Origin of the sequence: Nostoc sp. PA-18-2419, assembly GCF_005869855.1 — a bacterium.
Lineage (GTDB): Bacteria > Cyanobacteriota > Cyanobacteriia > Cyanobacteriales > Nostocaceae > Nostoc.
This window is the reverse complement of the sequence record NZ_SZNH01000029.1, coordinates 19,000-44,527: the sequence shown is the minus strand read 5'-3', so window position 1 is coordinate 44,527 and position 25,528 is coordinate 19,000. Positions and strand designations below refer to the sequence as shown.

The 25,528-nt window shown below is 40.2% G+C and carries 18 protein-coding genes and 1 other RNA gene; 6 read left to right on the top strand and 13 right to left on the bottom strand.

From position 1 onward, the window contains the following. Positions 1–44: 44 nt before the first annotated feature. Positions 45–158, bottom strand: coding sequence for a type II toxin-antitoxin system YoeB family toxin (locus FCR06_RS24015; RefSeq protein WP_223280266.1), 114 nt, complete (start codon positions 156–158; stop codon positions 45–47). Between the two features lie 11 nt (positions 159–169). Beyond that, a complete protein-coding gene (locus FCR06_RS24010; RefSeq protein ID WP_138504217.1) occupies positions 170–745 on the bottom strand; it encodes a Uma2 family endonuclease in 576 nt (191 codons plus the stop codon). A gap of 93 nt (positions 746–838) precedes the next feature. Here FCR06_RS24010 and ssrA point away from each other — a divergent pair. Then, positions 839–1,228: a transfer-messenger RNA gene (gene ssrA / locus FCR06_RS24005) on the top strand. Positions 1,229–1,578: 350 nt separating this feature from the next. On the opposite strand, the gene FCR06_RS24000 is transcribed toward ssrA, so the two are convergent. Beyond that, the gene (locus FCR06_RS24000; RefSeq protein ID WP_138504215.1) at positions 1,579–2,013 is read right to left on the bottom strand and encodes a helix-turn-helix domain-containing protein; all 435 of its coding nucleotides are present in this window, start codon (positions 2,011–2,013) and stop codon (positions 1,579–1,581) included. A gap of 1,483 nt (positions 2,014–3,496) precedes the next feature. On the opposite strand from FCR06_RS24000, the gene FCR06_RS23995 reads away from it, so the two are divergent. Both FCR06_RS23995 and FCR06_RS23990 read left to right on the top strand, forming a co-directional pair. After that, positions 3,497–5,215, top strand: a complete 1,719-nt coding sequence (locus tag FCR06_RS23995; protein WP_138504213.1) for a diflavin flavoprotein — start codon at positions 3,497–3,499, stop codon at positions 5,213–5,215. Positions 5,216–5,346: 131 nt separating this feature from the next. Continuing rightward, on the top strand, positions 5,347–7,059 hold the full coding sequence (locus tag FCR06_RS23990) for a diflavin flavoprotein (protein ID WP_138504211.1): 1,713 nt from the start codon (positions 5,347–5,349) through the stop codon (positions 7,057–7,059). Between the two features lie 1,669 nt (positions 7,060–8,728). Here the strand turns inward: FCR06_RS23990 and FCR06_RS23985 are convergent. From FCR06_RS23985 to FCR06_RS32950, 3 genes are all read right to left on the bottom strand, one after another. Continuing rightward, the gene (locus tag FCR06_RS23985; RefSeq protein ID WP_138504209.1) at positions 8,729–9,076 is read right to left on the bottom strand and encodes a cupin domain-containing protein; all 348 of its coding nucleotides are present in this window, start codon (positions 9,074–9,076) and stop codon (positions 8,729–8,731) included. Then, entirely contained in the window at positions 9,073–11,991 is a 2,919-nt protein-coding gene (locus tag FCR06_RS23980; RefSeq protein WP_138504207.1) for a glycerol-3-phosphate acyltransferase, read from the bottom strand. The genes FCR06_RS23985 and FCR06_RS23980 overlap by 4 nt, the downstream gene beginning before the upstream one ends. 194 nt (positions 11,992–12,185) lie before the next feature. Beyond that, positions 12,186–12,326, bottom strand: coding sequence for a hypothetical protein (locus FCR06_RS32950; RefSeq protein WP_041565237.1), 141 nt, complete (start codon positions 12,324–12,326; stop codon positions 12,186–12,188). 206 nt (positions 12,327–12,532) lie between these two features. On the opposite strand from FCR06_RS32950, the gene FCR06_RS32945 reads away from it, so the two are divergent. Continuing rightward, positions 12,533–12,730 (top strand): hypothetical protein, encoded by a 198-nt coding sequence (locus FCR06_RS32945; RefSeq protein WP_189523551.1) that lies wholly within the window; start codon positions 12,533–12,535, stop codon positions 12,728–12,730. 26 nt (positions 12,731–12,756) lie between these two features. Beyond that, positions 12,757–13,743, top strand: a complete 987-nt coding sequence (locus FCR06_RS23975) for an SGNH/GDSL hydrolase family protein (RefSeq protein ID WP_411268018.1) — start codon at positions 12,757–12,759, stop codon at positions 13,741–13,743. Between the two features lie 41 nt (positions 13,744–13,784). On the opposite strand, the gene FCR06_RS23970 is transcribed toward FCR06_RS23975, so the two are convergent. Further along, positions 13,785–14,399: a hypothetical protein gene (locus FCR06_RS23970; protein WP_138504205.1), complete on the bottom strand. Its 615-nt coding sequence runs from the start codon at positions 14,397–14,399 to the stop codon at positions 13,785–13,787. 478 nt (positions 14,400–14,877) lie between these two features. Between FCR06_RS23970 and dpdE the strand changes: the two genes are divergently transcribed. Beyond that, positions 14,878–18,180 carry a protein DpdE gene (gene dpdE / locus FCR06_RS23965; protein WP_138504203.1) on the top strand — a complete coding sequence of 1,101 codons (3,303 nt, stop codon included), beginning with the start codon at positions 14,878–14,880 and terminating at the stop codon, positions 18,178–18,180. Positions 18,181–18,311: 131 nt separating this feature from the next. On the opposite strand, the gene FCR06_RS23960 is transcribed toward dpdE, so the two are convergent. The 6 genes from FCR06_RS23960 to FCR06_RS23935 all read right to left on the bottom strand — a co-directional run bounded on the left by FCR06_RS23960 (position 18,312) and on the right by FCR06_RS23935 (position 25,451). Next, on the bottom strand, positions 18,312–18,737 hold the full coding sequence (locus tag FCR06_RS23960) for a hypothetical protein (protein WP_223280261.1): 426 nt from the start codon (positions 18,735–18,737) through the stop codon (positions 18,312–18,314). A 248-nt stretch (positions 18,738–18,985) separates the two neighbouring features. Further along, positions 18,986–20,614, bottom strand: coding sequence for a mucoidy inhibitor MuiA family protein (locus FCR06_RS23955; protein ID WP_138504201.1), 1,629 nt, complete (start codon positions 20,612–20,614; stop codon positions 18,986–18,988). Between the two features lie 146 nt (positions 20,615–20,760). Next, on the bottom strand, positions 20,761–21,702 hold the full coding sequence (locus FCR06_RS23950; RefSeq protein WP_138504199.1) for a LysR family transcriptional regulator: 942 nt from the start codon (positions 21,700–21,702) through the stop codon (positions 20,761–20,763). A 256-nt stretch (positions 21,703–21,958) separates the two neighbouring features. Continuing rightward, complete coding sequence (locus FCR06_RS23945) at positions 21,959–22,747, bottom strand: BMC domain-containing protein (RefSeq protein WP_138504197.1); 789 nt, start codon at positions 22,745–22,747, stop codon at positions 21,959–21,961. A 56-nt stretch (positions 22,748–22,803) separates the two neighbouring features. Beyond that, a complete protein-coding gene (locus FCR06_RS23940) occupies positions 22,804–23,544 on the bottom strand; it encodes a transferase (RefSeq protein WP_138504195.1) in 741 nt (246 codons plus the stop codon). Between the two features lie 188 nt (positions 23,545–23,732). Then, a complete protein-coding gene (locus FCR06_RS23935) occupies positions 23,733–25,451 on the bottom strand; it encodes a ribulose bisphosphate carboxylase small subunit (protein ID WP_138504193.1) in 1,719 nt (572 codons plus the stop codon). Positions 25,452–25,528 lie beyond the last annotated feature (77 nt).

Genomic DNA, 25,528 nt, shown 5'->3' with positions numbered 1-25,528 from the left:
CTGGTAGATTTCAAACTAGCGATTAGCTATTTTCAATATTAAGGTCAATTAAAATAGTGATATCGACAAGCAATAATTGTTAAATACTCATCATCCACCGCACAAACTAACCGATTCGTATCATCAATTCGCCCCGACCAAAAGCGAACTAATGTAATGATGATTGCCCCTAACTTCGTGACACGAAAAGACGTGCTACTTCACAGGCAAAGTTAGGTAGCAATGGCGATGTAATCACATCATCTACTAGCAATGTGGTAACCAGTTTTAATTGAGCATCATCCCGTCGATAGACTTCAATTCTTTGAGCGATGCGATCAACAATCCAATATTCCTTGACTCCTTGAACCGAATACAATTTCAACTTAGCTAATCGATCGCGGTCTTCATTGGCTTTTCCTGTTGACAGCACTTCGACTACTAGTTCCGGTGCTCCGTGAAAATGCCCCGCTTCATCTTGAATTTGAGCCAACCGTTCATAACTTATCCACACCACATCAGGAGCTACATTATCAGAATCCGAAAAAATCAGTCCTGGCATAATGGAAGGTTCTCCCAAACCACAATCTATAGACCAATCATCTAAGACGGCAAAGATTCGACCTGTAGTCTGTTGATGTTTATGGTGGGGCGATCGCGTCACAAACAATTCTCCATCGATAATCTCATAACGAATCCATTCGTTATCAGGTAATGCTGCAACATCTTGAATTGTCCAGCGAACTGTGCCTGTAGTCTGACTCATGACAATTAAGCCTGATTAATGAGAGTTTAATATTTCTTTGTCGTCTTGTGACACATTTCCCTAACAGCAAACTATAATATATATATATCGTATGGGTCCGTCACGGTTTCGACAGGTTGGCGAACGCTGCTCTGTGATTCAGGTCGAGAGTGAGTCATCTCTCGGAAATCAAAGGCTCAAAACAAAAGTAAATGCGAATAACATCGTAAAATTTGCTCGTCGGGAAGCTCTAGTAGCAGCCTAAAACGCCTCTTACAGGTTCGAGCGTCTTTAGTTTGACTCCGTTAAGGACTAAGGACAAACCCCAACGGATGCTCTAGCAAGCGTTCTCTGGTTGGCTTGCTGGCTAAGATTAAATCAGAGCATCCTACGTTCGGGATAATGAACGATTCCCGCCTTGAGGGTCAGATAGGCTAAACCTGTGAATGAGTGGGGGGTCAATACCCAATTTGGACAGCAGTTCGACTCTGCTCGGATCCACTAAACAATAACTAACAAGTCCACCTGATAATTTGAGATCGAGGTGGATTTTGTTTTTTGTTATCTCAATACAACTAGAGATAAAAATTTCAAGTCATTAACAAGCCAGTAAAAAGTCTTTTAATACTGAGATTTTTTAGTGGTCGCCTCAATCGGCGCTCAGTTTTAATAGGATTAAATCAATAAATTGAATTGAACTCAGAAAAAATCAATTTATAATCCCGGATGAGAGGAACTTGCGCCATTAAACAGCAGGACTTTTAGCGCCTATACCAACCAAAGAATATTAGAGTAGATATTTTTAGCGATCGCATTTTTAGTTTACTCGCTTGCGATCGCTTGCCAATTAGACATTATACGGCTACATTTCCAAACTTACTTTGCCTTTTTTTAAGTACCCGTCTTAGTCGATCTGCACTCAAATTTACTTTACGTTCAGATGCCAGTTTATTTGCAAGCTCTTTATAATTATAAGCCTTTGGCTGTTGAATTAAGCACTTTTCTAGATAAATCAAATCTAATTCAGAATATCGAGGTTTTCCTCCTCGACCAGCAGCATCCCATAAACCTACTAGCCCGAACTTTTCCCAACGATGAAGGGTTTGACGTACTGTTGAAATCGCCCAATTCAAGCCTTTAGCGATTTGCTCATTTTTTAAGCCACGAGCATTCAATAGTAAAACTTGGGCACGATCCTTTGTACGTTGAGGAACATCTTTGGCTTTTCTTAACTCTTCTAGAGTCTGCTTTTCTTCTTCAGTTAGAAAAACTTTCAATCGGCATCCCATAAATAATAACCTTTGATACAGTCAAATTTGAGCACTTATATATCTATATCAGACCTCTATATTTACTACAGACACATCTAAATATTTTCCTATCAAACAAGCAATAGGTATTAGCAATATCCGAATTGAGTCTGATGTCTGCTATGCACGAAATATTTAGCTTGAGAACATTTTTAAATTTGGTAAATTCTCATAGTTAATCAACTCTTGTGAAAATTTAGACACATTAAAAAATACAGCTTTAGTCTGTATAGCTATGCTGATTGAAGCATAGACAGAAACCGTAACTAATAGCTATCAGGATAATAGTTTGTTGGTCTTGTCCTAATTAGTGCTTAAAGTCGATCATAAAAAAACTGTATCATTAAACCTAATTCTATTTATCGTATTTCTACCGATATTTATCGAAACTTTAAAAATGATTTTTATCCTATTTTAAACTGGGATGAGTAAAAAAAGAGATACAAGCCCAGTTTTTGATTTAGCTCCTCTGAGAACATTAGCTTTGACTGTCTACCAAAAAATATCTATTATTTCTACTTTACATACAATTTATATTTTATCTAGCAAGGTTCTTGGTTAAAACAACAATATATTTCATATTTATTGGGGTAAATACTAGTAACTGCTTATTTTTTGACAATTCTTAAAAATCTGCAATCAAATTATCTTACCTTTCATACTTTTCATACCTTTCATACTTTTATTGCTTAGTTACAAGAGAAGGGAAGATTTGGCTTTGGCAGATTGGTATTTCTGGCTAAGATTATACAAATTAAGTTCGTCTAGCTTGCAGCAACGTCAAAATAATTCGTAATTGATAATGACGCTCGTTCCGACGCTCCTCCGTCGCTAACGCTTCGCTATCGCTATCGCTACCGCTTCGCTAACGTAATTTGTAGTTACAATCAGCGGGGCTTGAACCCTCTTTAATTACAAATTACGTAGCTTGCTTCTCGCCTTCGGCGAGTATTACGAATTACGAATTAGTAATTATTTGGTCAACGTTAAATGCAGACTTGATATAATTTATCTAGCTAGGATTTAATTTTGGTGTTTCTTCTTAACTAATATGCTCCTTAATATATTATCTAAAAACTAAGAATTCAAAATATATGGTTGCTGGAGTTGCACCATTAATCAAAGATTTATTTATCAAATATGGTATGTACTGATTATTCATACAATTTTTTCAGATTTGAGATAATTTGGAAATTTTAAAATTTTATAGTCAAAAATTATCACTTACATGATAATTTAAAAATATCATATAATTAGATAATTGCAAAAATATATACTCAGTAAGTAATTAGAGATAAATTAGTATTTAGTATATTTTGGGAGTTAAAATTTAAGCAGATAAATAGCAATAATTAATACATTTTAAAAAAATCAAAAACTAATATTCATTACAACTTTCAAAAATTTTTATAGAGATAATGAGGATAGAAAAAATCTGATAATTTGCGCTCGGAGACAGATAATGGTAGCGATCGCAGAGAACGTTCAACATCGGCTAACTATACAAACTGTAGAAATTGCCCCGAATACAACGGCGATTCGCTCTCTTGATTGGGACCGCGATCGCTTCGATATCGAATTCGGATTGCAAAATGGTACAACCTACAATTCATATCTAATTAGGGGCGAACAAACAGTTTTGATTGATACTTCTCACCAGAAGTTTCGTCAGCTGTATTTAGATACTTTAAAAGGTCTTGTTAACCCCAAAACAATTGATTACATAATTGTTAGTCACACAGAGCCAGACCATAGCGGCTTAGTAGAAGATGTGCTTCAGTTAGCACCCAGAGCCACAGTTTTAGCTTCCAAAGTTGCGTTGCAATTTTTGGAAGGCTTAGTACACGATCCGTTTTCTAAGCGGGTTGTGAAAACAGGCGATCGCATAGATATCGGTAAAGGACACGAAATCGAATTCGTGAGTGCGCCTAACCTACACTGGCCGGACACAATCTTTAGTTTTGACCGCAAAACCCAAACCCTCTATACCTGTGATGCATTTGGGATGCACTTTTGTGACGATCGCACCTTCGACGAAGATTTAGAAGCGATCGAAGCTGACTTTAGATTTTACTACGACTGCTTAATGGGCCCTAACGCTCGTTCTCTGCTGAATGCCATGAAGAGAATGGGTGAATTAGGGAAAATTAATATTATCGCCAACGGTCACGGGCCTTTATTACACCACCATTTAGATGTTCTAACTGGATGCTACGAAACTTGGAGCCACAGACAAACCAAAGCAGAAACAACAGTTGGTTTGTTCTTTGTCTCAGGTTATGGATATGGCGATCGGCTTGGTCACGCAATTGCCGAAGGAATCCAGAAAACAGGCGTTGGGGTGGAAGTCCTGGATCTAAATACTGCCCAAAGCCAAGAAATCCAAGAATTAGCTGGTAGAGCATCTGGCATCATTATTGGTATGCCACCCAGCACCGCCGCTGCCGCTCAAGCGAGTATCAGTTCCCTGCTAGCTGTAGCCAAGAACAAGCAAGTAGTTGGGCTGTTTGAATGCTATGGGGGAGATGATGAACCCGTTGATACACTCCGGAGAAAATTTATTGACCTGGGTGTGAAAGAAGCGTTCCCTGCGATTCGGATTAAAGAAGCTCCCACAGCATCTACATTCCAATTGTGTCAAGAAGCAGGTACAGACTTAGGACAATTGCTGGTGCGCGATCGCAACATCAAGCAAATCAAATCCCTTGATGTCAACATGGAAAAGGCGCTGGGTCGGATTAGCAGCGGACTTTACATCATTACCACCAAAAAAGGTGATGTCAGCAGTGCCATGCTAGCCTCTTGGGTGTCACAAGCGAGTTTGCAACCATTAGGATTCACAATCGCCATTGCCAAAGACCGCGCCATTGATTCCTTAATGCAAGTAGGCGATCGCTTCGTCCTCAATGTACTCGAAGAAGGCAATTATCAAGAACTCAAAAAGCACTTTCTCAAGCGCTTACTTCCCGGTGCTGACCGATTTGCAGGAGTGAAAACTCAAACTGCCAAAAACGGCTCCCCGATTCTAACTGATGCCCTAGCATACATGGAATGTGAAGTACAAAGCAGCATCGAGTGTAGCGACCACTGGATTTTATACAGCACCGTCCAAGAAGGTCGTGTCTCCAAAGTCGATGGACTGACTGCCATTCGCCATCGCAAAGTTGGAAATTACTACTAGGGATTGGGCATGGGGAGATGAGGAGATGAGGAGATGAGGAGGGAATTTCACCCCATCTCCTTACCACCCCACCACCCCATACTCTCAATACCTAATGCCCGATTGCCATTCCCCTACCTCACTCAACACCTATGATCAATTCCAAGCCACGCGACGTACAAGTTTTACCAATTGCTACAAATACTAAGGCTCTCCGGGCACGTAGTTGGTCACGTCTGCGGTTTGAAATTGAATACGCACTTGAAAGGGGTACTACCTCTAATTGCTATTTAATTGAAGCTGATAAAACTGCACTCATCGATCCACCGCCAGAAAGCTTTACCGAAATTTATTTAGAGGCGCTACAGCAGACTTTAGATTTGAAACGTTTGGATTATGTAATCTTAGGTCATTTCAATCCTAACCGAGTCGCAACCCTCAAAGCAATTTTAGAACTGGCACCACAGGTAACCTTTGTTTGTTCTCTTCCTGGCGCTAACAATTTGCGTGCTGCTTTCCTAGACCGCGATTTGCAAGTCTTAGTGATGCGGGGGAAAGAAACTCTGGATTTGGGTAAAGGTCATGTTTTGAAATTCCTGCCCATTCCCAGTCCGCGTTGGCCAGAAGGACTTTGTACCTACGACCAACAGACCCAAATTCTCTATACAGATAAGTTATTTGCAACTCATATCTGTGGCGATGAAGTCTTTGATGATAATCCAGAGGCACTCAAAGAAGACCAGCGTTATTACTTTAACTGCCTGATGGCTCCCCAAGCTGCTCACGTGCAAGCAGCTTTGGAGAAAATATCAGATTTACAGGTAAGAATGTATGCTGTAGGTAATGGCCCTTTGGTACGCACTGGCTTAATTGAACTGACCAAAGCTTACGCAGAATGGAGCCGTGCTCACAACGATCGCGAGATTTCTGTTGCTTTACTTTATGCTTCAGCTTACGGAAATACCGCAACTCTAGCACAAGCGATCGCTCTGGGACTAACTAAAGGTGGAGTCGCAGTCAAATCGATCAACTGCGAATTTGCCACTCCCGATGAAATTCGCATCAACCTACAACAGTCAGATGGTTTTATCATCGGTTCTCCTACCATCGGCGGTCACGCGCCGACTCCCATTCATACTGCTTTAGGTATTGTCTTATCGAGCGGTGACAACAGCAAATTGGCTGGGGTGTTTGGTTCCTATGGCTGGAGTGGTGAAGCATTTGACTTGATTGAAGGTAAACTCCGGGATGCTGGATATCGTTTAGGTTTTGACACCCTGAAGGTGAAGTTTAAACCTGATGATGTCACTCTCAAATTCTGTGAAGAAGTAGGTACAGACTTTGCCCAAGCTTTGAAAAAAGCTAAAAAGGTGCGCGTACCCCAACAAGCTGCGACTCCAATGGAACAAGCTGTGGGTCGAATTGTTGGTTCCGTTTGCGTACTCACAGCTAAACAAGGAGAAGTATCTACTGGGATGCTAGGCGCTTGGGTTTCTCAAGCTACCTTTAATCCACCTGGACTTACGGTTGCGATTGCCAAAGACCGAGCGATCGAATCTTTAATGTATCCCGGCGGTAAATTTGCCTTAAATATCTTATCTGAAGGCAATCATCAAGATTACATGAAGCATTTCCGTAAATCTTTTGCACCTGGAGAAGACCGATTTGCCAACTTTAGTACAGCAGTTGCAGATAATGGCTGTACTGTTCTTACCGACGCCTTGGCATATCTGGAATGCTCAGTCAACCAACGTCTGGAATGCGGTGACCACTGGGTTGTGTATGCAACTGTGGATGAAGGTAAATTACTCAAGCCTGATGCTATTACTGCCATCAACCATCGTAAAACCGGCACTCATTATTAGATAGTAAGAAGTTTGACTTAATAAAATTGCCTTAGCTTGAATATAGCCGAGGCTTTTGAGTAGAAAAATTCTCTTTTTCATTGTGGGATGGGTATCTTGCCCGTCTCATTTTTTTTGTAGCTATTCAATAAAGTCTAAGCAATTAGGCTGGAGTCTAAAGGCGTAGGTATAGCCTGTTGTAGACATCGCTAAAAACTAAACTTTAAACATTTAAGCCAAAATAGATGTTTTGCTTCACTATCACAATTTACTTACTTACATTTTTATCAATACGTATTAGGAGAGCGTTTTCTATATTATCTATTTAAAGACAGATATTTTAGGTTTTTGAGTTTGAGATTATACATGTATTTTAATATTCTGCTAATTTCACTATTGTTTATACCATTTCACAAAATATTTGATACAAATGATTGGTCTTTAATTCTTTCCCCCTACCCCTGCTCCCTGCTCCCCTGCTGCCTATTTGCATCAATTTTAAAGTAGAGACGGTATTAGTACCTTGCTTTCTCGAAGTTAATAGAGATTTAAAGTCGATAACAGTCGCAATTTGAGACTTCAATGCCATTTTTCTAGGAGGCTATCAAGTTAAAAATAAGTCTGGCGATCAAACTCTCATATTTTTGTTTATAGATAATAAAACCCCAGGACTGGGAATTCATTCCTGGGGCTGTTATACCTGACCACCTTTACCTTTTTAATGTAAAAATCTTGTATAGACTGAAGTTTGAAAAGACATAAATAGCTGTGTTTTGTCTAAAAAAATTGTATTAAATTAAAAAAAATGTGTTATTTGTTAGCATCTGTTATCTTCATTAACTAAATGAGCATTAGGAGCTTACTTCAAATCAAAATTATAAATCTACTTCAGCTACAAGATATAATTCCAGTATTTAAGTCTATTATTTTCATGAATCATGCTTGCTTTTTTCTAACTAATAATTAACAATAAAAACATCATGATTAATACATGATTGTAGCCGAAAAAAGTGACAGAAGCCCTTACAAAAGTCCGCGAAAGCGGGCTTTTTTATATTTATAACTAATTACAGATTAAGAAACTGAGATTAATTTATTTAGGACTTACTCAAAATATATCAACTTTTCTTACTAGTACAGCATGGCTGAAATAAACAGACGATACCCTGCGGTCAGCCACTTCGTGTCTACAAAATAGTGCAAAAGCGGAAAATATAATTGTTTTGCCACTGAGCAAAGTCGAAGTCTAAAATTTTTATTTTTGACTTCTGCACAGCAATACTAGGTGTTATTTAGCATGAAAAAAGAAGTTAGAACTGAAGCATATTCTTTTTTCATGCTTGATTGTGAGATTTTCTCGTGATTCACTCTTTTGAAAATTTATATTCGTTGTACTTTTATAAACAAACAAATTAGCAATTATGTCTCGTAGAACTTAGTCTTTTCACTGAGAGACTTCCAAGTAATAAAATATCCCAATATTTATTGTAGTATGGGCGTCTCGCCTGTACTATGAACAGGATGATTTTTTTTATTTGTCAGTCCTTAACCTCAAAAGCTCTAAAACTATAAATAAAAAACATAACTATAATAATTATGTCCAAATATTTGATATTCGATAATTTATTTAAGCAGAATTCATCCCAAATTCGGATGGGTTGTATTATTTCAAATGAATGATAACTAAGAATTAGTCTAGTTTATCTACTCGTAAGCCAAAGTACGTCAAAACAAGTTCAGTTGAGCCAGTGTTAACAATTTCGTGTATTTCTCCTAGTTCTATTGCTATACAGTTTCCTCGAAGCAGGGGATATTCTTTACCATCAATACGAATTACTCCCGAACCAGCTTCCACAAAGAAGACTTCACACATATCCTGATGGGCGTGTGGCGGTGCAGTTTGTCCGGGAGCAAAACGTGCTTGGGAAAAGTTAGTTAGGTGAGGCAAATCGCCGTAGCGTAGCATCACCTTTTTCTTGATTTCGGGATTGTGAGAAACAGCCTCTTCTGGCAGGTTATTCAAGGAAGTGGTAATCATTCGGGTCGCAAATCGTTGGATAATTCCACAATACCCCTAGATCCATCAATCCGGACTCGTTGACCATCTTGCAAAAGCCATGTAGCACCACGAACGTCCATGATTGCGGGGATTCCGTATTCACGCGCAACGATCGCACCGTGAGAAAGCCGTCCCCCAGCTTCGGCAATCAAGCCTCCAGCCCTTAATAACAAAGGTGCCCAGCCGGAATCTGTGTAAGGTACTACTAAAATTGTATCCCGGTCTATTTCTGGTATTTCTTGTAAATTTCGCAACACCTTAACTCTGCCTTCGATTTGCCCGTGACTAGCTCCAATACCTTGTAAAATTTGGTCAGAGTAGAGGGCAGAGGGCGCTAAGGGGTGAGGGGGTGTATTGCCGTAGACTACAAAAGGTACTTGAGTAATCTCGCTATCTTGGAGGAATTGCGATCGCCTAAATTCTACTAACTCAGCCAACTGCTCAATTAAGCTGGAATCTCCAGCTGCAACTAAACGCCGCACTTCATCAAAGTCTAGAAAAAAGATATCATCTGTTTTCTTTAGCAAACCAGACTCGATCCAAATCTTCTCTAAAGCCAGAAAACTCCAACGCAATTCAGCTAAAAGCCGTGAATATACTTCGGTGACTCGTCCTTTGATATCTACACGTCGCTGGACAAACCCACGTTTGCGGGTACGAAAAAAGATGCTATTGTTCGCGTCTTTAATGCCTGCTTTTAATTCGTTTCCTTGGATTAACTGGACGAACATCTGCTTAATGAGTTGGGGATTCTCTCGCCAAGTGGGAACGGAAATATCTGTTCCCACTTCACTTAAATAGCCATAATCTTGAAGCAATTCGTCAAATTCATTCAGAATCTTCTTTCCTTGAGGGGTTTGGTTTAATTGCTCAAACACCTGCTGTGGCTCAAACTTAGATAATATCTCCTTGGCATCTGCGGCTATTGCAGCTAACGCTCGCAATGCTGCTATCTCTGGGGTGACGCTGCGATCGATTTGCCCATCTTTTACCCGGAAGATCGCCTGCCTTAGGGCAGCACTCAAAGGAGCCAAAATACTGTAATACGTCGCTCGATGCACTAATTCCAAGATTGAGTCAATTCTTGCCAGCAGCTTGGGCGGTTCCAAGTTATTCGTCTCTTCCTGCGCCAACTGCGACAACCCAGGAATGAAACGTTTGTGATAATCGCGTTTAAAGTCCTTTTCTAAATTTAACTCCCGCTTGAGTAACCTCCCTAGTCCGGGAAAATTCTCCCAGGTTGTCTTCCAAGACGGCTTACTGAGTTTCGTTCCTCTGGTTAAAAACTCCAGGCTTTCCGGTGGCAGTCCCATGCGGATAAAAATTTCTCCTAAGAGGGATGCGTTAAAGTAGGCTCTGGAATAATGCAGAGTTGCTGTTTGGGTGAAATCTAACCCTAAGGCGCGTTCGGCTTTACCGTTGCCAGAGGCATCACTCAAAACTAAAGTAAAAATTTCTCCCCAAACTCCACAAGTTAAAGGACGATTTATTGACCATGTTAAGGGGTGAATTACTCCCGGAATCACTTCTGCGGCGATTTTTCGTGTCCAGATGGGTAGCAAAGTGGTGATTGGTCGAGATTGCAACACCCAAAGCGTTTGACCGTCGTAACTCCACTCAATATCTTGAGGAGTGCCATTGTAACGCTTTTCCAGTCGGAAAGCCAAATATGCAACTTGCTTGATTATTGCTTGTGGGACTCGTCCTTCACCTTCCAATTGCACAGAAGAAGAATTTTCTGTTTCAAAAACAAAAGCGCGATATTGTTCTGGTGTGACTTTTCCGGAAACGACTTGTGTCGGGCTGCCTGGGAGGGCTTCAATGATAATTGCATCACCTTGCTGGGTAATAGGATCGCGGCTGAAAGCGACACCAGAAAATACACTCTGGACTTGTTGTTGAATCAGCACTGCCATTGCTGTTTCATTTAAACCGCGATCGCGCCGATATTGCACGGCAGACGGATGATTGTAGGAAGCTTGCACTTGAGCGATCGCTGACTGTAATGCTTGGGGACTGGTAACATTTAAAACTGTTTGATACTGTCCAGCCGCAGAAGCGTGTTCTGAGTCTTCGCCAATGGCAGAAGAACGCACCACTAAAGGAGATAATTCTGATGGCTGGAGAAATTCCGTTAACAACTCAGGATCGTCAATCGGGGCAAGTACCCACCCCTTGGGCACTGAGTAACCCCAGCGCTTAATTTGAGATAATGTAGCCGCCTTTTCGCCGACAATGGCAGCATCCAACTCTTCATCTAAAGAAACCATTGCTCGATCGCCGCGTAAAAATTCCAACATCGCTTGCGATTCTGTTTGTGCTTCTTGGGCTGGCAGATTCATATCATCAGGAATTTTTGTGTAAATCCAGGCCATCAAACCAGCTAAAGCAATAACAGCAAGCATTCTAGGGATATCACTCAGATGCAGAAGGATGACAAACAAAGGAAATAGTAACAATACCCCAAATTTAACTACCTGTCTGGAGTGCAGAATTGAAAAGCTCATTCCGGCAAAGAAAAATACAAATATTGCTACCAGTGGGTCGTGTACTACAAATCCCCAGACGACATTTGTCGTACCTGCCCCTCTGCCTATCCAGTATCTACCGATTACCAAAGCGATCAGGGCAATTAATTCCCAAAATGAGCCTTCTGGAAAGAAAGCACGGCTGAGAAAAACTGCCGCAATCCCTTTAAAAGCTTCTGACAAAACTGCCAGAATTCCAACAAACGTACCCCCGTGATAGAAAGCCGCTGATACACTGATGTTTCCTGTACCAACTTCTGATAATTGCTTACGCTTCAGGGCGTAAGTAATCCATGCAATCAGGGGTAATCCGCCCAAGAGGGGGCAGACAATTAAAATAACTAAGATACCCCAAAGTTCAAACATTATTAGATTTTAGATTTTAGATTTAAATTTGCCATCTAAAATCTCAAATCTCAACTCTAAAATTTTTATGAAATTTTTGATGATTATTAGGCGGCTTTGAGTAAATATAATTCTGGATTTTGTATTATTCTTTGAGGACACTTGGCAAAAACGGTTTCCGTCTTTGCCAGTGTCATTGTCAGCTAATAATGGTTTTAGTTTAGTGCATAGGCGGCTTGCAGCGCCCAGATAATCAGAGCAGCGATCGACCCCAGAAGCAACACGGTAGAGATAGTGACTACTTTTGGAGAATCTGCACCCTCAAATTTCATAATTCCTCGATTTAAGTCGGACACAGCTTTGTAATCCTCCTGTTGTGTTAGGGCATCAAATATTTGTCCGTCTTGATTGTAGTCTTTCTTTTTGGGAATGACGTTAAATTCCTAATACTATTTTGTTTAAGCTTTGCAACTTTTCCATCACCACAATTACTTACTTCTCTAGGGGAATTGGTTTTATTGATACAAAGTGATGAGTGGGGGGAATCAGGGGCACAGAGGAGATGGAAAGAAATTCAAGCAGTGTGGGAGGAAAAGGAAGATGGGGAAGAAAAGGAGGATGGGGAAGAAATCTTTCCCCCACACCTCCCATACCTCCCATACCTCCCACACCTCCCACACCTCCCCACACGGACGGAGGAGAGCGTTTGCTCAGAGTAAATGCTCTTTGGGGTGACGACTGTATTGCCACGAAGCGATAACTGCTATAACTAGTGCCTAATGACTAATGACCAATGAACAAATGATAAAAGTAATGCTATTTGCAATTTTGGCGGTGGTTGTGGGATTGTTGGTTCTGTTAGAAATAGGACTGCGATCGCTCTTTGGCTTTGGGAATCCCTTGATTTATGTTAGTGATGAGCAAATCGGTTATTTATTGGCTCCTAACCAGCGTACCCGTCGTTTTGGTAATCGCATTGAAATTAATCAGTATTCGATGCGAGGTAGCCCAATTGCCAAGACGCCTGCACCTTCTGTGCTGCGAGTTTTACTATTAGGTGATTCTATTGCTAATGGTGGTTGGTGGACAGATGGAGATAATACAATATCCAGTTTGATGATGCGTTCTTTTTCATCATCAACTAACAGTAATTATCGGGAAGTAGAAGTGTTAAATGCTTCAGCTAACTCTTGGGGGCCAAGAAATGAATTAGCTTATTTACAGAAGTTTAGCAATTTTAACGCCCAAGTAATAGTATTACTAATTAATACCGATGATTTGTTTGCAACTGCTCCGACTTCCTTACCAGTGGGACGCGATCGCAATTATCCAGATAGTAAACCACCTTTGGCATTGGTGGAAGTTTGGCAGCGTTATCTTTTTAAGCAAAAGCCAATTCCAGAAATGAAAGCAGTACATAACGAAGCAGGCGATCGCGTAGGGATTAATTTGGAGGCGATCGGTAAAATTCAACAGCTAACTCGTCAAACTAACAGTGAATTTTTGCTAGTCATGACTCCCTTGTTGCGAGAAATTGGCGAACCAGGTTCCCGCGATTATGAAATCAAAGCACGCCAGCGCTTGAGCGATTTTGCTAAAGTGCAGCAAATTAACTATATCGACTTTTTACCAATATTTAATTCAAATCCCGACCCCAAAGGTTTGTTTCACGACCACATTCACCTGAACTTACAAGGCAATCAATTTGTCAGTGAAGTTATAGAGCGATCGCTTTTAGAAATCTTAACTAAGTCCCATTCACAGATTCTTTAGCATTGTGTCTCAAAGTTTTCAGAATTCTGATTTGTGTTTTCTTAACTTTCTCGAATCCAAAGTGCTAGTCCTCCGCCACGCCCCCGAGCTGCAATGAAATCTTCTGTTACTAAAAAGAAGGCAAAAAATGACAGTTTAGCTATGGGCTGGCTATAAAAATCCTCAGACTGGACTCTACCAGAGCGAATGTGTCTGTTGTAGACAACACGACCGAACAAACTGATGAGTATACGATTAAAGTCAAATGCCAATAAATTTTTCTTCCCCATGTATTGCACTGGGCCAGTAAGCTTTAACAATATAGGGAGTAATTCAACCTGATTATCAATTTCGCCTTTATCTAAATCTGGTTCTAAATTTGCATTAAAAGAAATATTAATTGTAACAAATTTGGGCACATACAAACCCTTGCCTAATACAATTCCTCCTCGTTGTCTAACTTTCTTCGTACCAGTAGCAAAGCAAAGCCGCCATTTTCCTAAAAGAGATTCAAATGGATAGTTTAGCCGTTGTTGCTTAGCAGCTTTTTCTGCTTGTAACAAGGCATTTACTAATGTTTCAGTACTAGGGGGTGTGCCTATCTGTCCTCGATACGCAGCCACAGCCTGGGATAGTACAGTTATAAACTCACTTGTAGATATTAAATCAGCTGTCATGAGAGCTTTACTATTTTTTCTAATATTTCAAAAGTACGTAATACCATTAGATTTATAGGTATTTTTTTAGTTTCTATAAATAGTGATCGCAGGCAGTTATCGAATTAAATTATCAAGTTAATCTAATTATAATCCAAGCATTATTTTTACTGAAAAATCTTATAAATACACATCGATATAATTTAGATTCTTATTAATTAAATTAACTATAACATCTAAAAAAATTATATTTTACTAGTATAAAAATTAGTTTTTTTCAGCAATAAGTAAGAGGCAATCGTAAGGACTAAAGACTGAGAACTAGTATTTTTACCCAGCATTCGGTGAGAAGTCTTCTGGCTAGCCTGGGGCAACACTTTGCCGAAGTGCCTTCAGCCTTCTGCGTTCATCAACTATAATGTTGATCTGCAATACTACCAGATATAGGTTAGTAAACTAGTCTGGAAGGTACTTTTAGTTTGTTTAGGGGACTGGATCTATGATTGAGCTTGGTTTATTAGTACAGTCCCAGAATAATAATTTGGGTATAGGAAAAGTTATCGAAATATCTGAGAGTAATGCGATCGTTGAGTATTTCTGCTCTATGGGGCAACGTCTGAAAAAAACGTTACCTTTAAATTCGCTCTCTCAAGTTAGGCTTGAACCCCAAGCGCGATGTTATATCAAGTCCCAAACTCAAGATAAATGGCTCGTTGGCAGAATTTTCGCTTGGGATGAAGAGACAGAACTATATCAAGTTGATTTGCCAGACAAGAAAACTGCAATTGTAACGGAAGAAGAAATTTACGTCCGTTGTAATTTACCCAACACAGACCCAATTGAAACTTTAGCAATGAAGGGTCATGAAACGCCCTACTTCCACGACAAAAGATTAGCTTTTGTCAAATCTTTGATTCAGCAACGTGCTATCAGTCGCGGAATGACGGGACTGATTTCGGCAAATATTAATCTTTATCCCCATCAGGTGGAAGTTGTCAGGCGGGTACTAGAAGACCCAATTCAACGCTATATTTTAGCAGACGAGGTGGGACTCGGAAAAACTATTGAAGCGGGTGCAATTCTTCGTCAATTTCTGTTAGATGAACCAAAAAAAGGTGCAGTGGTAATAGTTCCTCAATATTTGCTGCAACAATGGCGGACTGAGTTAGAAAACAAGTTTTATATTTCTCATTTTCCCAAACGCGTGGCGGTAGTAGCGGTTGAAGATATTCACAAAATTAATCTCAGAGCTAAAATAGGCTGTTTCATATTAGATGAAGCGCATCATATCGCAGCGATGGCGACCTCTAAAGATGCAGCAGTACGCCAGCGTTTTGAGACTTGCAAACAACTGGCTCATAAAAGCGATCGCTTGCTTTTATTATCCGCTACTCCTGTTGTAAATCACGAGCAAGATTTTCTAGCAATGTTGCACTTGCTCGACCCTACAACCTATAAACTAGACGATATCGCAGGTTTTCGTGCTAAAGTTGCCAGCCGCCAGCAAATTGGGAAAGTTTTGCTTGCTTTGCAAGAAGATGCAAAGCCTCTTGTATTGAAAAACAACTTACAAGAATTACGTAACCTATTTACTGAAGATAAATATTTACTAAAGTTAGCGGATGATTTAGAAAAATGTTTATCAGTCAATTCGGCTGAGCAAAATCAAATCATCCAAGCAATTCGCACCCACATCAGTGATACCTATCGATTACATCGGCGAATGCTTCGCAACCGTCGCGCTGCGGTGGAAGATGTGATATTTGACCGCAATTTTACACCAAAAGAAGAATACGATTTAGATGAGCGATCGCTGGAGATTCACGAACTCATTAATCAATGGCGTACTGTTGCTTCCAATCAAAAGCAATATCAACGAATTTTTCTGTTGTTATTCCTTGCTTCTGGTACTTGGTTAGGTATTTTAGAACAAGTAATTACAACTCGTTTAACCGGGAAACCTCATGCTAAACTGATTGGGGAATTTAAAGAAGATGATATTCGCTTACTAACTACAACTCCCAAATTCGCAGGTGAAGAAGAGATTTTGCAATCTTTACTGAAGATTATTCGTCAACCTGTAGAAGATGGAGAACGTAAAGAAAATCTCAGAACAGTACTGCTGAATCAACTAGGTACATACTTCAAAATTCCGCCAAATGTTCGTAGAAATCAAAAAGAATTTCTGACCAGGATACAGCAGAGAATTCGTAGACCAATAGCAGGCGAGATTTTCCCTAAATTTATTATATTTACCAGTTTTGTCCAAAGTTGTGCAGAGATTGTGCGCTATTTATCTGATACCTTTGGTACAGAGACAGTAGTCAGCCATCAATTTGGAGAATCACCAGACAAAGTTGAAGAAGGCTTAAATAGATTTAAAAACAATCCCAACTGTTTTATTTTAGTATGTGATCGTTCTGGAGAAGAAGGACGTAATCTCCAGTTTGCTGACTGGTTAATTCATTTTGACCTTCCTTGGTCACCTAATCAATTAGAGCAAAGAATTGGCAGGCTTGACCGAATTGGTAGCAAAATTGGAGTCCAATCTTGTGTATTGATTGGTCCTTATTTAGAAGATAGTCCCCACAATGCTTGGTATCAAGTATTGAAAGATGGATTTGGGATTTTTCAACAATCAATTGCCAGTTTCCAGTTTTATGTAGATGACAAATTGCCAGAATTAGAAGCAGCTTTATTTGAATCAAGTGCTGTTGGACTGCTGCATATGATTGAGCCAATTAAAGCACAAATCCAAGCCGAAATTGTCAAGATTAGCGAACAGAATGCTTTAGATGAAATTGATGCTACTGATGAAATTGCAACCGAATATTTTCAAGATTTAGATAATTATGATGCTCGCCATTTGGAAATGAAGCGAGCAATTGAAGGTTGGATTTGTGACGCACTTAATTTCAAAGCAATTACTAACCCAGATTCATCAGAAATCAAACGTTATCAACCGATAACTCGGACTTTGGTGCCGATAAATGAGTTAAAAACCCGTTTTGCTGACAGTTATTTAGACCAATTTGGTACTTATAACCGCAGGATAGCAAATCAAAATTCTGGGATTAAACTTTTGCGAATTGGGGAAGGATTTGTAGAAGCATTGTCGAACTATATAGATTGGGATGACCGGGGTCAAGCCTTTGCCATGTGGCGCACTGATACATCTTGGGATGCTAAAGAAGGCAAGGAATGGTTTGGTTTCCAATACAATTATATAGTTGAAACAAATTTGAAAATTGCCAAACAAGTTTTTATCGATTACAAACTCGATAATTCTCAATTCAAAATTTTGCAGCGACGTGTAGATGCTCTATTTCCGCCAATTATCGAAACTATCTATATTGATGGTCGCAACGAGTCAATATCTGCTGTAGAAGATAAAATCCTGTTGAATATCTTGCAACGTCCATATAAAGACAAAAACAATTATCAACAACGAGATTACAATTTAGCAAAAGAGCGCTTAGAAATTATTGACAATTTTGTTGACCCTAATAAATGGCAAAACTTTTGCTATCAAGTGCGTAACGCTTCTTTAGCATTACTTACCAATCGTCCCGATTTGATAGAATTGTGCGAAAAATGTGCAAAAGTTGCCGAAAAGAAATTAGGCAATAGAGTCGAACAATTACGCTTACTGCTAAATCAACAAAGTTGGGATCAAACACTAGCTGAAGAACTCAAGATAGAAACAGCTTTAAGTGCAGCTATTTTAGAAGGAATTCGCCAACCGCAAGTAAAACTTGATTCTGTCGGTTTCATTATTGTATCTGGGCGATCGCTTGTCTAATTGGTAATTGGGAATAGGTAACTGACGATTAGCCATTACCCATTACCTATTACTCATTTATACTAAGCAAAGCCGAAGCATTACCGACCCTCACAGATATCATAAGTCATAAGTATTAACCGGATATGATATCACTGGGCTTGCATTTCTCCACCTTGGGGTTTTGATAGTGCTTTTAATTCTTCCCAAGTGTAATGACGAGCTAATTCAATTGGTTTATGATTAGCTCCTAATCTCAATCCCACTGTCGGCTGGAGTTCTTCAATAAATTCCTCTGCATACTCTACTAGCTTGTTGGCTGCAACTCCACCAGTAATTGCTCCTGCAACCCCACCAATCGCAGCACCTACCTTACCAGCGATTGAGCGACCCAATGCCGCTCCTGCAATCCCACCTCCTGCTCCTCCTAATCCCGTTGCAATCACATGAGCATTAGAATCAGAGAAGGTTTGGCTTTGGTTTTGGCCTTCCAAATCAGTAGAATCAGCATTGGAGGATGTTTCAAGGGAGGTTTGATTTTGGTTTTGTGCTTCCACACGCTGTTTTTCGTTCATCATCTGTCTCTCCTATAAATAATTCCACTTGTAATACTAATTTAGTATCTAGCTGCATAGAAAAGAGTATCTAAAATAAAGTAATAAGAGCAGATAGACATTACCTGTTAAAATGTTAATTGGGGAAATAATTGTTGTATGCGAGTATGTAAGTCTTACAAAGAAGAAAAAGTTTATTATTAGGAATAAATAGATTTTTTGGCTCAAAATAATTAATATTTGCCAAATTAATTTAAAATAATAGAATAGCTCTAAATATCTAGTCCAAACACCGCTAATTCTGGCGGATGTTCAACAGTGAATTGGTAATGAATCTCTCGCCGCTCCTGTAATGCAAGACTTAACTGCCATTCTAAAATACCCATTTCACCAAGTTGAATTTGTGGGTTAGTACGAATCAAACGCACTTTAATTTGCTCGTTGCGGCTTACAGGTAATTGTTCAGTTACTTTAAGATTTGCTTCTTTATCGAGTAAGTTAGTAATTACTAATCGGTAACTATAAGTAATCCGGCGCAGGTTGCTAATTAATCTTTTGTCTACTAGACGTTCAACTAAGTCACGCTCAATTTTTAAACCTTCATCAATTCCCAAATTCAGTTTAAATTCTTGCCCTGGTGCAATATTTTCTAACCCAGTGCTACCAATAAAAACATTGTTGCGGAAAATATTCGCTTTACCTGGTAACAAAGTTGCACCGTTGGGACTATTTTTCACATTTGCTTGCAGATAAGCAAAACTTACCAAGCGCGGCATTGCCACATAATCAAAGTTACAAGGATAATCATCATTAAAAATAGTCGTTTTATGGGGTGCGCCATCGCTAGGAATGTTACCACCACCATTTAATTTAAAGGTAACTACACTCCCTTCTTTGGATACTTCTGCTGCAACAATTTCCGCAGCGATTGGATTATCCTCTGTAACTTCGTCTTGTTCTTGCCAATTTTCTTCACTAGCTGGAGCTGGTATGCTAGGCAGCATTGGTGACTGTGCAGCAAATCTTGCTCGTCGTTGTCGCGCTATTTGTAGACGTGGGCTATCAATATACCAAGGTTCAAGTTTGGGTGGAAGTGTACCTAAACCGGGTTTTGCTGTAGAAAGGGTGAGATTTGCACCAATCCAATCTTCGCCACTGCTTTGAGTAATTTCTGCAAGGTAACTCAAATGTACGATATTGCTCGTAGTGCTAAAACGCAAGTCATATAGCGGAGTCCAACTGGCACGATTCACCAAGTATGAGACCTCTAGTTCAAACTCGCCTTCACCCGTAACTTCAACTGCTACAACTAAGCTCAAACTTTCTTTGGGATGCGGTGTTTGGATTTTTTGCAGTGAGTTGTGGAGTGCTTGCAGTTGTTTGTCTAATTCCTGATATTGCGCTTTGCATTCTCCAGATGCGATCGCATATTCACCATACTGGCTTCCGAGAAAGTTGAGAAAATCCAAAGTTTCGCTCAGACTAAGATTTTTTCGCGACAAACTCTGTGCAAAAGGTTCCTCTGTTTTTTCGCGTAAACCTTCTATAAAACTGGACTGCAAAGCTAAAGCATCCACTTGGGCTTGCAAATGGCGTTTTTCTGCCTCTAATTGCTGAATTTGCCTTGTCAAATGTGCTACTCTTTCTGCCATAGGCTCAGTAGTGTAAATGCGATCGCTACTCACTCCCTGCAACCGTACCCCTACTGTACCCGTACCACCAGCCCTGACAGACTCAGTTTCTAGAGTTATTGGCACTGGAGTAATTATTAATTCCCGTTCAACTCCTGTTAAATAAACTACACCCCGTCGTGTCACCAATGCTCTATCCGCGTAGACGATAACAGCTACAATCTCGCTTTCTACTATTTTGCGCCAAGAGTGAATTTCCGGGTTAACCACTGCCAGTTTTCTCCCATTTTTAATGGTTCTGCTGGTTAATTGTTAATGTTTCTGGCTGTAACCGTCAACCCCTTTAAAGAATTCAAAATTAAATAACTAAAATTCAAACATTTTCCCAAGAGTACTCAATCCCAAATCAGCTAAGTTTATCCAGGAATTGCTTCAACCGTACTATATTTATAAGTAGCGTTTTGCTCTACAATAGTTTTCGCCGCAGCTAGCAGATAATCATAATAGGCACGAGCAACGATAGATAGCTGTTTTCCAGATGGGTAAACCATGTACCAATCTCGCTTAATAGGGAAATATTGAACATCTAAAATGCTGAACTCTGCTGCGTCTAATAGTAAGGTATGGCGAGATAAAACAGAAATTCCTAAACCACCTACAATCGCTTGTTTAATTGCTTCATTACTTCCTAATTCCAGCTTGACTTTTACCTTCACCTCTTGTTCATCAAATAAGCTTTGGACAGCACGACGGGTTCCCGAACCTGGTTCCCTCATAATAAAAGGTTCTTCAGCCAGACGTTGTATGGGAATATTTTTTTCTCTCGATAAAGGATGATTAATCGGTGCAAAGACTATTAAGGGGTTTTCTAAAAATGGTTGGCAAGTTATATCCATATTCTCTGGAATTTGGCTCATAATATACAAGTCATCCAAATTTTGAGTCATCCGTTCCAAAATTTGTTCGTGATTTGTGACTTGTAGCGAGATATCTATTCCGGGATAAAGTTCGCAAAACCGCCCTAACAAACGAGGGATAAAATATTTGGCTGTTGTAATCACTGCCAATCGTAGTTGTCCTTGTTTTAACCCTTTTAAATCTGCTACTTTCATTTCAAACTGGGCTATATTATCAAAAATCTGCCGACAAGTAGCAAATAATTCTCTTCCTGCCTCTGTCAAATACAACCGCTTCCCCACCTGCTCAAATAATGGCAATCCTACGGATTTTGTCAGTTGCTTAATCTGCATAGAAACAGTAGGTTGAGTGAGAAATAATTCCTCAGCAGCACGAGTAAAGCTACTGTGCCGTGCCGCTGCCTCGAACACTTTTAACTGGTGCAGCGTCGCTTGATTCAAGGTAGATTCTCCTGTAAATAGCAATTCATAGATATATATCTAGTATTACTGAAACAGTTGCAATTTATATAGCGATACTTATAGAAAGTCAGGAGTTTTATTTATTATAGATAAAACTCTATTATCGCTATTTAAAGAAAAATATTTTATTTTGCAATTGAAGAAGTTATTATCAAAACAATAAGAAAAGCGTAAGATGCCTTCTAGTTAACGGTGAATGTTGAATGCTGAATGTGGACTCACAATTCTTTGTTCTTCATTCATCATTCCATAATTCTTCTGCAACTTTTGTCGGTAGTTTAGTTAAATCTGGTAATCTTAACATTTCAATTTCGGCAACTTGCTCTTTAATATTCACTGGCAAGTTTAACGGTTGATTTTCTTCTATCCAGCAACTTGCTAATGGCAAGGTTTGTTCCATTTCGTCTAGGGGTCGAGGAATCACCATCACTGCATTTAACTCCCCAATGCGTTCTGCCTCAAACATCCCAGCTTCCACTGCTACGGCAACATTGGCTACAGAACCACGAATAATCGCTGTACACAAACCCGCACCAATTTTCTCATAAGCTGCCAAATGAACATCAGCAGCTTTGAGCATGGCATCACACGCGCCCACCATCGCTGGAAATCCTCGCGTTTCTACCAAACCAATTGCCTGATTACTCAGACGACTGGAATTGCCTTCCTCCATCAATTTAGTAAAACGGGCTGTGATCGGAAGTACTATATCTAAGTTGGGATAAGGTCGGGGAATCACCAAGCTAGAAACCAACTGACCAAACTGTTCAGCAGTTTGGACACCTGATTCTACCGCAAGACGTACATCCGCAATTCCACCCCGGACGATCGCGGTACAATGACCGCTACCAATTTTTTCATAGCCAACTAGGTGAACTCCAGCAGATTTGAGCATCATATCTGCTGTCCCAACGATTGCTGGGAAGCTGAGGGTAGAAACTAAGCCCAAAGCAGTATCCTTAAGGTCGTCGAATTGACCCGATGAATGCATAGTACTCATAGACCTTTGATTAAATGTTTCCATGTGAATTTTCCAAGATACGGAAAAGGCCGACAACTTACAATTAACACTTACTCAGACTAATCGTCAGAGTTTTGGTCACTCAAGGATTGTCTATGGGGAAACAATGTGGTCAAAAGTCTTTGTATACTGCCTTGCCCATAAATTTGAGTCCCGAAATTGTTAGGGGATTCTGTGGTTGGCACAGTTGGGTTTTCTTGGGGGGGTGGTTGCAAACTAGAGTCAGCATCATTCACAGGCTTCTCTGGTGGAGGAGACTGGGTTTGTGAAGTCGCGGGAGATTTAAAGAAGGAAATTGACCGCCCTTTCAACTCTAAAAAACCTGAAGCTGATAAGTTAGTTGAGGAAATTATCTTTTCTTCGCCTTCCCCTAAGCCATGATTACTTTGGGCAGTTGTAGAAGCTGGGTTGTTTGGCGATGGATTGAGTTGTTGTGTTTGATTAATTTGGCGACTGGTATCTCCCAAAATCGAACCGGGTGGAATTACTTGTCCAGGTTCAACCGAACAATTGAAAATCGTTGTTGCTGAACCAATGCAAGCATTTGCTCCAATTTTGCCCTTGCCAACCATCAAAAAACCGGCTCCCAGGTTTGCGCCTGCTTCTACCTCTAGGGTTCCTTCATGGACTTGGAGAATTGACCCCATACCAATACAGACCCCTGGGCCAATGACGATCCTGCTGTTTGCAGCTGCTTGGAGTATTACCCCAGGTGCGAGTACCGCGCTTGGATCAACACTCACCTCACCACTAATGTAAGAATCAAAGTTATTGCTGAGGCGCAGTGGCGGCACAGACATGGAAATTTTAACCTCGAAAGGCACAAGAAATTAGAGAATTAGGAGTTAGAAGTCAAGAGTGAGAAATTAGTTCAAAGTGAGGAGTTATAAATTTTTAGTTTAGAGTTATGAATTCAAAATTTTTTCAACTCCTAACTTGTAACCAAAGCACCCCAAACGTCTTTGGCAAGGCTCCTAACTCCTAACTCTCAAGGACGTTGAATAATAGTTTCTAATACCCGACGCTTGGCTTTGGGGTCAATACCAATCAAGCGTACATATTCTCCTTGGTATTCGGCAAGGTGCGCTTCTACAGCTGCTATGGCTTCTCTTTCTGAAGAGCCTTTAATTGGCCCGGTACTAGTCCACGAACCTGTACGGAAGCGTCGCTGATCTACATGTTCAATGCTGATTTTATATCCTCCAGCCAATAATTGTCTTAGCTGGTCTACTACTTCAGAATCTAAACGAGTACTGGTAGCTGTTGCCTTCCCTGAATAAGAAGACTCACTGCTATATGATTTTTGACTACCACTGCTATATGATTTTTGACTACCACTGCTAGAGGAAGCTACTTGACCATTAGGACGTTGGATAATAGTTTCTAGCACCCGCCGCTTGGCTTTGGTATCAATGCCAATTAAACGTACATACTCGCCTTGATGGTTGTTTATACACTCTTCCACAGCTGAAATCACTGCATTTGTCGAAGTTGCTTCAATTGACTTACAACTAATCCAAGAACCAGTTCGGAAGCGGCGCTCATCTACGTGTTCGGTGCCAACTTTATAACCACTAGCCAAAAGTTGGCGAATTTGTTCTACGGTTTCGTTATTAATTTTGCCGCTGCTAGAGCCGTTACTATAGCTGTTACTATAGCTGTCACTATAGCTGTTACCATAGCCATTATTGCTGCTATAATTGCCATTGCTAGAACTAGCAGGAGCTCTAAAGCTAGTAGCTGGTTTCACTTCACCATCGGGACGTTGGATGATTGTCTCTAACACCCTTCGTCTACCTTTATCAATGCCAAACAGCCGGACATATTCACCACTGTGGTTTCTGACACAAGTTTCCAAAGCGCCGATCGCTTCATTTAAAGATCTCGGTTCGATTGGCTGGCAACTAGTCCAAGAACCCGTCCGGAACCGTCTTTGGTCTACATGCTCCGTGCCAATTTTATACCCTTGCTGTAATAAATAGCGCAACTGCTCTATTGTTTCTGTATTCAAGTTATTACTCGACACGTTACTACTCCTTTCCAACTCTAAAACAGTAATACCATTACCTGTATAAGATTTAGCAATTTCATCCCGAATGGGCGTTATACATTTGCTATCCTCAGCACAGAGATAACCAGCTCGTAGTGCCTGATTAATCCCAACCACATGATGAGCGAATTCTTTATCTTGATCTTGCACATCTGGCAAGCGGTCAGCTTGCTGCTGGCTAGTAATTATTGCTCCTGAAGGTACATACTTTCCTGGAGGAATTTCTACATCTTGAATTAAAGCGTGCATCATCACGATGCAACCTGCACCTACCCTGGCATTAAACACTGTAGAGCGAAAGCCGATGAAGGAATTATCTCCTACATAAGCTGGTCCGTGAATTAGAGCCATGTGAGTAATGCAAGCATTTTTGCCTATCCACACCGAGTATTTATTTTCGTCGTCGCCAAGTACTCGGCCTTGCTCCAACCCATGAATTACAACACCATCTTGGATATTAGTGTTTTCACCAAGATAAAAGGGTGTACCTTCATCCGCTCTAATCGTAGTCCCCGGAGCAACGATTACATTTGCACCTAAGCGTACATCTCCAATTAAATTGGAATATGTATGTACAAAAGCAGTTTTATGGATTTGGGGTTCAGCTAAATTCTTTGACCACGGGGTTGGGGGTGCCGCCGTGCTGCGGACTACCATTGCAAGATTCCTCCTCTATGTCATTTGTCTTTTGTCATTTGTCATTTGTCCGTTATCTTTTGTCATTTGTCAGTTGT